Raw genomic sequence first — 7,695 nt, 5'->3', positions numbered from 1 at the left:
GGCATACCTGGCGGAGGAAAACGTCGAGAACTCCAGCACATCCTCCAGGCCGAAGCGGAAGCTGTCGGTCATGGCGATGCCGAGGCTGGCAGGGTCGTTGCGCGCGGTGTCCAGGTCCACCTCGACAAAGCGGGCGAGGGCGCCCGGGTCGCCGCTGGCGATACCTTGCCGGTAGCGGTCGAGTACCACCCGCGGCCAGGGGTCGTTGGCGAAGGCGATCCAGGCTTTGCGGTAGAGCAGGGTATCGATGTTGATGAACGAGGCGATGACGTCATGGCCCTCGGTGGCGCACCACTGGGGCACTGGCCTGGGTGGCGCCAGGGGCATCTGCGACACCGGGAAACGCTTGAGGGTCCCGGCTGCCGCAACCTCGTAGGCTTGCCAGATTTCCCGGTCGAGCAGCACGTAGACGTAACCCTGGCGCAACAGGCGCAACTGATCGGTGTGCATCGGGTGAAAAGTGATCTCGCTGTCGTGCGCCAGACGATAGGGGCGCTCGGTATCCGGGCGCGGGGCGTAGGCTTCGCGCAGCAGCAGGATCGGCAGGCCGGAGCGTTCGCAGAAATGACAGCGCCCGTAGGTGTTGGGAATCTCTTCCTGCATGGCGATGTGGATGGCTTTGCTGATGCTCATGAGTAACTCCTTGCCTGCGGCAAAGCCGCGACGATGTGCGACCAGGTGCGGTCGTCGTAGCTGGCGAAGCGGGCTGCCAGGCGTCGCTCGCCGGCAGCCGCCAGTGCCACATCGTGCTGTATGGTCGGGTGCTGCAGGAGCAGTGGGTGAATCATGAGCAGGTGCAGGCACATGCACTGGAGATCGGCGCGTTCGCGCAGGCCTTGTCTGAAGGCTTTGAGGATCAGGTTCATGGCATGGGCGGGCGCGTGGTCCGGCAAACCCGCTGCGCCTGCGAAGCGCCAAGGAGCATAGGTTTGCTGCACGGCATTCAAGCGACGCCAGGCAGCGAGCAGTTGAATGATCTGCGGAGCGACGTGCTGGGTCGCCCTCACGGCTTCGGGGACGACCAACTCGCCAGCCAATGGTTGCCATGCAAACACCGCGCAACCGCCATGGCCATCCGGGTGTAACCAGCTACGAATGGGCCCGAGCACCTCGGCTGCGTTTCTCATGGTCGCGCGCAGCAAGGCCAAACGCACAGGCTGGAACCAGGCCGTGATGCCATGCGGTGGTGGCTGATGCAGCACCTGGCATTGCTGGCTGATGTGCCGACCGATGAGGTCGGCGGGTTGCTCGCTGAGCAGCCAGCCACACACATGGTGCCAGGTGGCCGTTGCCTCCCGTGCGGCGCAGGTCGCGCTGAGGGCGGCCAGGGTTGGGAGCACTGAACCAGGTTTGGCGAGCTGGACCAGGGCTGGCCAGTATTGCGGGTCCTGGACCAGCCCGGAGCAGTCGATGCGGGTTACGGCTTCACTGCCTAGCGCGTCGATGAGCGCCGGAATGCTCAAGGGGTGCTCGGGCGGACACCCGGCAAACGGGTCGAGCAGAAGATAGAGGGCTTCTTCTGGTTTGCGCTGTCGGGTGGCGAAGTCATGGAGGCGCTGTGGGTAGCGAATGGCCGTTTCTGCCTGGCTCTGCATGTGAAATTCCTTTTCGGCTAGTGCACCTTGAATGGCGTCTGCTTGGAGGGCAGAACACTAGCGAGGAATCAATTCGCAGAGGAGGTTTGGGCGTCCCAAAAGCTTGTAGGAAGTTTCGCTTCTTGCGTTTTCAATGGTCTTGGAGGCTGCCGACCCAGCCACGATCAGGCCCGCGGCGGCTCCTTCTCGAACAGCTGGCGCATGACCTCCAGGTAGCGTCGCGCACCCAGCCCCAGCGGGCGCGGCTTGACCCAGATGATGTCGACCCACAACCGTAGGCGGCTGGCCATGTTGTCGAAGCGCACTTCCGCCAACGCACCCGACGCAATCAGCGGTTCCACCAGCGGCTGCGGCAGGTAGGCCCAGCCCAGGCCGGACTGCACCAGGTCCAGCGTGGCCAGGTAGCTGTCGGTCAGCCAGATGCGTCGCGACAGCACCATGCGCGGGTCCGAACCGGTGGCCTTGCCCGAGGCCACGATGATCTGCCGTTGTTCGGCGAAAGCCTCTTCGGGTAACGGTGCGACACGGTTCTGCCCGGCGGGATGGCGTGGTGACGCCACGGCCACCAGCAACTGGCTGCCGGCTTCAAGGAATGACTCGCGCTCGTCGATGCCGGGCCGCTCGAACACCAGCGCCAGTTGCACGCTGCCGTCATGCAGCAGGCGAATGGCCTCGGTCTGGGTGGCCGAGCGCACTTCGATCTCCAGGCTGGGGAATTCCTCGGCAAGGATTTCCAGTGGCTGGCTCCAGCGGCCGGTCTGCAGTTCGGGCGCCATGGCAATGGTCAGGCGTTTTTCCAGGCCCTTGTGCAGCTGCAGGGCCTGCGCGTCGAGCAGGTTGAGCTGGCACATCACCTGCCTGGCCTGGGGCTCCAGTGCCAGGGCGGCACTGGTGGGCAAGGCCTTGCGCGTGGCCCGGTCGAACAGCACCAGGTCGAGCTCGGCCTCGAGCTGGGCGATCGCCATGCTCACGGCGGAAGGCACGCGCCCCAGCTTGCGCGCGGCGGCGGAGAACGAACCCGCCTCCAGCACGGCGAGGAAGATTGCCAGGGAATCACTGCTGAAGGCCATGGCGGCAAACCTGATGATCGGGCCGGAAATTATGACCACTCGCCGGCCCGCTTGACAGCCCTTTACAGGCCTTCGCCCAGCACCCGGTCGATGCTGTCGACAAAGTAGTCGACGCTTGCCCGGGTAGTGCACATCGGTGGCTTGATCTTGAGGATGTTCAGGTAATCGCCGGTCGGCTGCATGAAAATCCCCAGGTCACGCAGGCGGTCGCACAGCGCCATGGTTTCCTCGGTGGCCGGTTCGAGGGTTTCGCGGTCGCGCACCAGTTCCAGCCCCAGGTAGAAGCCTGAGCCATGCGCGGCGCCGGCCAGCGGGTGCTTGTCCACCAACGCTTGCAGGCGTGCCTTGAAGTAGCGCCCGGTGTCGCGGGCGTTGTCCCACAGGCCTTCCTCCTGCATCACGTCCAGCACGGCCATGCCGATGCGGCAGCTGACCGGGCTACCGCCGGCCGAGGAGAAGAAGTAGCCCTCGGCTTCCAGGGCTTCGGCAATTTCGCGGCGGGTGATGACCACGCCAAGCGGCTGGCCGTTGCCCATGCCCTTGGCCATGGTGATGATATCGGGCACCACGCCCTGTTCCTCGAAGCCCCAGAAGTACTCGCCCAGGCGGCCATACCCGACCTGCACTTCGTCGGCGATGCATACCCCGCCACGGGCGCGGACCTTGGCATAGGCCTGGCGCAGGTAACCGACCGGCAACGCAATGCCCCCGGCGTTGCCATACACCGGCTCGCAGATGATGCCTGCCAGTTGGCGGCCACGGGCGTCGAGGTCGGCCAGCTTGGCGTCGACATCGTGCAAGTACTGCGCGGCGCTGTCGGACCCACGGAAGCGGCCGCGGAAGGTGTTCGGCGCTTCTACCGGGTGCACCCAGTCCGGACGGGTTTCCAGGGCTTGCGGGTTGTCGGCGATCGAGGTGGAGATGGCATCGGTGGCCACCGACCAGCCGTGGTAGGCCTCCAGCACGCTGAGGATGTCGCGCCCGCCGCTGTAGGCCCAGGCCAGGCGAATGGCCAGGTCGTTGGCTTCGGTGCCGCTGTTGACCATGAACACCCGGTCGAAGCCTGCGGGTGCCAGCGCCAGCAGGCGTTCGGAGAACTCGCTGATGGCCGCATAGTGGAAGCGCGAGTTGGTGTTCAGCAGCGACCATTGCCGCGCCGATTCGGCGACCATGCGCGGGTGGCCGTGGCCCAGCACGGCGACGTTGTTGAGCATGTCCAGGTACGAGCGGCCCTGCATGTCGATCAGGTAGTTGCGCCAGCCACGCTCGATATGTGGCGGCTGTGCGTAGTAGTGCTTCTGCGAGCGGGCGAAGCTGGCGTCGCGGCGGGCCAGCAGGGCCTGCGGGTCCGGCAGCGGTTCGGCATCGCAGTCGAAGCCCAGCAGTGCCGCCGGCGACGGGCACAGGGCCAGCCAGGCCGGCGCATGCGAGGGGGTGGCGAAGAAGGGCGGCTGGATGCTGCTGTCCAGGCACAACTGCACGCTGAGGAAGCCACAACTGCTGCCCAGCGACTGGCCTTTCTCCACGACCTGGCCGTCGGCGGGGGCGCCTTCCAGGCCTTGCAGCCACAAGGCCCAATGGGCGCTGCGCAGGCAACCACGGCTGTCGCCCTGGCGCTGCCAGGTACCGCTTTCCGGCGCTTGCACCAGGCTGCCATTGGGCACGTGCAACTCGACGCCGAGGGCGCAGGTGGCGGGCTCTTCGGGGCGGTCGATATGGGTTTGCGACAGGCGATACTGGCCGTGCAGGCTGCAGGCCGGGGCCGGCTGCATGCTCAGCAGGTGCTGGTCGAAGCCTGGTTGTTCCCAGTTGCCTGCCTGGTAATGCACGCTGAGCACGCCGAGGTCCAAGCGAATGACGGGCTGCTCATTCAGCTCCGGGAGCAGGGGCGCGCAGGTGCTCAGGTCTGGCGTGGCAGGTTGCAGCCCCGCCGCTTGCAGGATGGCTACTTCCATCAGCGCGAAAGGCACGGCAGTGGCGGTGTCGAAGATTTCCCATTCATGGGCGATGTTGTCGCGGATGTACTGGTTGCCCGGATCGATGCTGAGCTGCTGCTCGCTGCTCAGTACCAGCACGGCGGCGCGGTTGACCACCAGTGGCCACAGGGCGCGTAGCTCGGCTTCGCTCAGTGGATTGAGCGCCTGGTAGGCGTGCACGGCCGGCAGGACGCGTAGCGGGTCACCCTCTGCGTGGTGCAGCAACGCCGCGCAGGTTACCGACAGGTCGGCGATGCGCCAGGTACGCAGCAGGTCGCCGAAATCGATCACGCCCTGCAGCTGCCATTGGCGCGCAGCGTCGCGGGCCCACACCGCATTGTCGTCAGTGATGTCCAGGTGCACGGCCTGGGTCGGCAGTTGCCCGACCAGCGGGGCCAGATGCGCGGCTGCCACGGCGCTGGCCTGTTCGACACGCGCGCGTCGTGCGGGGTCGGACAGTACCGGCAACAGGTGCTGGATCAGCGCCTGTGCGTGCTGCGGGTCCCATTGCAGGGTCCGCGCCAGGCCTGGGTGGTCGAACCCGGCGAGGGCTTTGTCCAGCCTGGCGCAGAGGCCGCCCAGCTCGGCCATCAGGTACGTTGGCATGTGCCCGAGGCGGGTCAGCGGCTGGCCTTCGATGTAATCGAGCAGGCGCATGCGCAGGGCCTGGCCGTTCACTTCCACTTCCAGCAACGCCTGGCCGTCGTTGGCCGGACGCACGGTCGGCACGGGCAGGCCCTGTTCGCGCAGGTAGGCCAGCGCTGCATGTTGAGCTTCAAGTTCCTCTCGCGCATAACTGCCGTGGCATGCCTTGAGCACGAAGCTGCCCTGAGCGGTGTCAACCCGCAGGTTGAGGTCCTGTTGGCTGCCCATGGCCGACAGTTCGCCGGCAATCCCGTAATGGGCCAGCAACAGATCGCTGGCCTGGCACGGGTCGAGCGCCGGGTTTGGCAGGCTGGAACGCTGGGCCAGGATGTCAATGACGGAGGAAGTGGGCGTTACTGGCTGGGTGGGCATGGCTCTACCGTGTTTGCTGAAAGAGGGCGGTAGAAAATTTATGCGGGTTTTGATTGATGATGAAAGACGATAATCGTCAATTTTTCTGATGACTGCACAATGACCCCAACGGTCGGCGGTCGTAAAATCTATACAATACTTGTACAAATATTTTGTGTTGTACACATATTGGGTGTAGCGTAGTGCTATTACTTTTTTGGCTCCCCCGGTGGGACAGGTGAAACGACATGAAGGTTGCGCCCGTTCCGACCTACGAGCAGGAGCGTCTGGCCACAGTTGCCGAGTGGTGCGTGCAGCATCAGGAGCAGAGCAGTGAGTTGCGTGCGCTGGTAGAGCTGGCCCGGCATTATTTTGCGGCACCCATCTGCCTGGTTTCGATAGTCGGTGAATGCCAGCAATGGTTCACTGCCCGCGCTGGCCTGGAGGCACCGGGCACGGCCAGGGACGTATCGTTCTGTGCTCACACCATCCTGCAGGCGCAGCCGCTGGAGATACTCGACGCTGCTGCCGACCCGCGCTTTGCGGACAACCCGCTGGTGACCGGGGAACCGGGCATTCGCTACTACTGCGGTGCGCCGCTACGGGTCGAGCAGCGGGTGGCGATTGGCAGCTTCTGCATCATCGACACCGCACCGCGCGCACCGCTGAACGACGCTCAGCGCGGGATGCTGCTGGCCTTCGCCGACATGGCCATGCAGATCATCGCCGGCATGCGCCGCAACAACTTTCACGACCAGGCCACAGGGCTGTTCAACCGCCTGAAGCTCGAATGTGACGTTGGCGCGGGGCTGGATCGCGGCCAATCGATGACACTGCTGGCCGTCGACATCATGTCGGCAGAGGCGCTGAGCGAGCTGATTCGCGGGCTGGGGTACAATTTTGCCCATGACTTGACCTTGCAGGCCAAGTCGCGCATTGCCAGCCAGCTGGAAAGCGGCTTGTCGTTGTACAAGATCAGCCCCACCCGGTTCGCCGTGCTGCTCGAGGATGCCGCTGCTGTCCTGCCGCTTTGCCAGCGCATCCTCCAGGCGCTCCAGGCGCCTGCCCATTGTCACCAGATACCCGTGCTGCTCGACGCAGGCATCGGCATCGCGCCCATCACCCCGCTGGAAGATGAGCGCAACAGCCTGGAGTGGCTGCGCCGCGCCGTGGCCGCTGCCGATACGGCACGGCGCAGTGCGGGACGGCATGCCTGGTACCAGACCGAGGTGGATGCGGCCCAACGTCGTGCGTTCATGTTGCTCGCAGCGCTGGCGCAGGCGTTGCACAGCGAAGATGAACTGAGCCTGCACCTGCAGCCGCGGGTCGAGCTGCCCTGCGGTAAGTGTCGCTCTGCCGAGGCCTTGTTGCGCTGGCGCCACCCGCTGCTGGGGGACGTTGCGCCCGGCGAGTTCATCCCGCTGGCAGAACAAACCGCGCTGATGGCCAACCTCAGCCTCTGGGTAATGCGTGCCGTGCTGCGCATTCTGCAGTGCACCCGCGGCCTGGATTTCAGCGTCAGCTTCAACGTCACCGCGCGGGACCTGGAAAGCGCGACGTTCATGGACACCTTGCTGGCCGAACTGCAACACCAGGCGGTTGAGCCGGGCCGCGTACAGCTGGAGTTCACCGAAAGTGTGCTGATGGAGCAGCCCGAAGAGGTGCACCGGCAATTGCAGCGCGCCGGCCAGGCCGGCATTGCTGTCGCCATCGACGACTTCGGCACCGGTTACAGCAACTGGGCCTACCTCACTCGCCTTCCGGCCTCGCTGGTCAAACTGGACAGAAGCCTTGTGCAGCGGTCCGCGCGTGGGGGCAAGGAGGCTTTGCTGGTGCAGTCGCTCGTCAGCCTGGCCAGCAGCCTGGGTTATCAAGTGGCTGCCGAGGGTATCGAGACGGCCGAGCAGCTTGCCCAGGCCAAAGATTGGGGCTGTGCCGAGGCGCAGGGCTACCACATCGCCAGGCCAATGCCGGTCGAGGTGTTCCGGCAGTGGTACTGCCGCACCCGGTTGGCAGGCCCGTTGGCCTGATCACATCTTGTCATTACGCAGGTACTTC

Annotated in this window: 5 protein-coding genes; 1 reads left to right on the top strand and 4 read right to left on the bottom strand. The window is 65.2% G+C overall.

Annotation, left to right across the window (positions count from 1 at the left end):
- From QSV36_RS16680 to QSV36_RS16665, 4 genes are all read right to left on the bottom strand, one after another.
- On the bottom strand, nucleotides 1-633 hold a 633-nt coding region (locus tag QSV36_RS16680; RefSeq protein ID WP_289133377.1), incomplete at its 3' end, for a T6SS effector BTH_I2691 family protein.
- Nucleotides 630-1,595 carry a hypothetical protein gene (locus QSV36_RS16675; RefSeq protein WP_289133375.1) on the bottom strand — a complete coding sequence of 322 codons (966 nt, stop codon included), beginning with the start codon at nucleotides 1,593-1,595 and terminating at the stop codon, nucleotides 630-632. The genes QSV36_RS16675 and QSV36_RS16680, both read right to left, overlap by 4 nt.
- Nucleotides 1,596-1,759: 164 nt before the next feature.
- Nucleotides 1,760-2,665 carry a LysR family transcriptional regulator gene (locus QSV36_RS16670; RefSeq protein WP_289133373.1) on the bottom strand — a complete coding sequence of 302 codons (906 nt, stop codon included), beginning with the start codon at nucleotides 2,663-2,665 and terminating at the stop codon, nucleotides 1,760-1,762.
- A gap of 62 nt (nucleotides 2,666-2,727) precedes the next feature.
- Nucleotides 2,728-5,658, bottom strand: a complete 2,931-nt coding sequence (locus tag QSV36_RS16665) for an aminotransferase (RefSeq protein WP_289133371.1) — start codon at nucleotides 5,656-5,658, stop codon at nucleotides 2,728-2,730.
- A gap of 227 nt (nucleotides 5,659-5,885) precedes the next feature.
- On the opposite strand from QSV36_RS16665, the gene QSV36_RS16660 reads away from it, so the two are divergent.
- Entirely contained in the window at nucleotides 5,886-7,667 is a 1,782-nt protein-coding gene (locus tag QSV36_RS16660) for an EAL domain-containing protein (protein WP_289133369.1), read from the top strand.
- Nucleotides 7,668-7,695 lie beyond the last annotated feature (28 nt).

It is taken from the genome of Pseudomonas sp. BCRC 81390 (assembly GCF_030341915.1).
GTDB lineage: Bacteria > Pseudomonadota > Gammaproteobacteria > Pseudomonadales > Pseudomonadaceae > Aquipseudomonas.
Note: the sequence above shows the minus strand (reverse complement) of the source record. Positions and strands in the feature narration are given on the sequence as shown.